This window comes from Pseudomonas sp. 2822-17, assembly GCF_002742485.1.
Classification (GTDB): domain Bacteria; phylum Pseudomonadota; class Gammaproteobacteria; order Pseudomonadales; family Pseudomonadaceae; genus Aquipseudomonas; species Aquipseudomonas cyclaminis.
The window spans coordinates 1-2,357 of sequence record NZ_LJRZ01000412.1; the positions used below are offsets into that span (position 1 = coordinate 1).

General features: G+C 49.7%; 2 rRNA genes. Both read left to right on the forward strand.

Annotated features, from left to right (window positions below):
* Positions 1–603: ribosomal RNA gene (locus AOA60_RS13875) — 16S ribosomal RNA — on the forward strand; the annotation flags it as partial.
* A 458-nt stretch (positions 604–1,061) separates the two neighbouring features.
* Positions 1,062–2,357, forward strand: a 23S ribosomal RNA gene (locus AOA60_RS13880); the annotation flags it as partial.

Sequence of the window (2,357 nt, forward strand, 5' to 3'; positions counted from 1 at the left end):
GTGGAGCATGTGGTTTAATTCGAAGCAACGCGAAGAACCTTACCAGGTCTTGACATCCTCTGACACTCCTAGAGATAGGACGTTCCCCTTCGGGGGACAGAGTGACAGGTGGTGCATGGTTGTCGTCAGCTCGTGTCGTGAGATGTTGGGTTAAGTCCCGCAACGAGCGCAACCCTTGATCTTAGTTGCCAGCATTAAGTTGGGCACTCTAAGGTGACTGCCGGTGACAAACCGGAGGAAGGTGGGGATGACGTCAAATCATCATGCCCCTTATGACCTGGGCTACACACGTGCTACAATGGATGGTACAAAGGGCAGCAAAACCGCGAGGTCGAGCAAATCCCATAAAGCCATTCTCAGTTCGGATTGCAGGCTGCAACTCGCCTGCATGAAGCCGGAATTGCTAGTAATCGCGGATCAGCATGCCGCGGTGAATACGTTCCCGGGCCTTGTACACACCGCCCGTCACACCACGAGAGTTTGTAACACCCGAAGTCGGTGAGGTAACCTTTTAGGAGCCAGCCGCCGAAGGTGGGACAGATGATTGGGGTGAAGTCGTAACAAGGTATCCCTACCGGAAGGTGGGGATGGATCACCTCCTTTCTAAGGAGTCTTAAAGGCTCATACCTTTTAAAGAACTTCGTTTTGGTACTTTTTGTTTAGTTTTGAGAGGTCATACTCTCAAGACGCTTTTTTCTTCTCATGAAGAAAAGGGATTTAAGGAACTTCGGTTAAAACCGTCACATCCATGTGACAACACCGAAGCTAGCACATCCTGTGCGTCGTTGTCCTTTGAAAACTAGATAACACAAGATTGATAAAATGAACACTGGTTAACTTATTTAAAAAGCCTATGCTTTTTGATAGTTCAACTAAGTGTCTTAGAAGAAGGCTAATGAATGACGCCAAAAAAGCTTATTAAAACCTATTATAGGTTTTAAGCAAAGAGGACCAAGTTATTCAAGGAAGCAAGCTGATGAACGACTGAGCGTATTTTAATACGTGAAGAAGTGAAGCGGCGTAGCTGACGAAGAAGAACGAAGGTCATCTGCAGCTTAAATGGTTAAGCTAGAAAGGGCGCACGGTGAATGCCTTGGCACTAGGAGCCGATGAAGGACGGGACGAACACCGAAATGCTTCGGGGAGCTGTAAGTAAGCTTTGATCCGGAGATATCCGAATGGGGGAACCCACCATCCGTAATGGGATGGTATCCATACCTGAATCCATAGGGTATGAGAAGGCAGACCTGGGGAACTGAAACATCTTAGTACCCAGAGGAAGAGAAAGAAAATTCGATTTCCTGAGTAGCGGCGAGCGAAACGGAAAGAGCCCAAACCAAGAGGCTTGCCTCTTGGGGTTGTAGGACACTCCATACGGAGTTACAAAGAAACGGCGTAGATGAAGCGATCTGGAAAGATCCGCGAGACAAGGTAACAGCCCTGTAGTCGAAATGTCGTTTCCTCCGGAGTGTATCCTGAGTACGGCGGGACACGTGAAACCCCGTCGGAATCTGGGAGGACCATCTCCCAAGGCTAAATACTCCCTAGTGACCGATAGTGAACCAGTACCGTGAGGGAAAGGTGAAAAGCACCCCGGGAGGGGAGTGAAATAGATCCTGAAACCGTGTGCCTACAAGTAGTTGGAGCCCGTTAATGGGTGACAGCGTGCCTTTTGTAGAATGAACTGGCGAGTTACGATAACGTGCAAGGTTAAGTTGAAGAGACGGAGCCGCAGCGAAAGCGAGTCTGAATAGGGCGCCATAGTACGTTGTTGTAGACCCGAAACCGTGTGATCTACCCATGTCCAGGGTGAAGTCCAGGTAACACTGGATGGAGGCCCGAACCCACGCACGTTGAAAAGTGCGGGGATGAGGTGTGGGTAGGGGTGAAATGCCAATCGAACACGGAGATAGCTGGTTCTCCCCGAAATAGCTTTAGGGCTAGCCTCGAGGGAAGAGTCTTGGAGGTAGAGCACTGATTGGACTAGGGGTCCCCACAGGATTACCGAATTCAGTCAAACTCCGAATGCCAATGACTTATCCTCGGGAGTCAGACTGCGAGTGCTAAGATCCGTAGTCAAGAGGGAAACAGCCCAGACCATCAGCTAAGGTCCCAAAGTATACGTTAAGTGGAGAAGGATGTGGAGTTGCTTAGACAACCAGGATGTTGGCTTAGAAGCAGCCACCATTGAAAGAGTGCGTAATAGCTCACTGGTCGAGTGACTCTGCGCCGAAAATGTACCGGGGCTAAACGTATCACCGAAGCTATGGCTTGTCCTTATGGACAGGGGTAGGGGAGCGTTCCAAGGGCTGCGAAGCATGACCGGAAGGACATGTGGAGCGCTTGGAAGTGAGAAT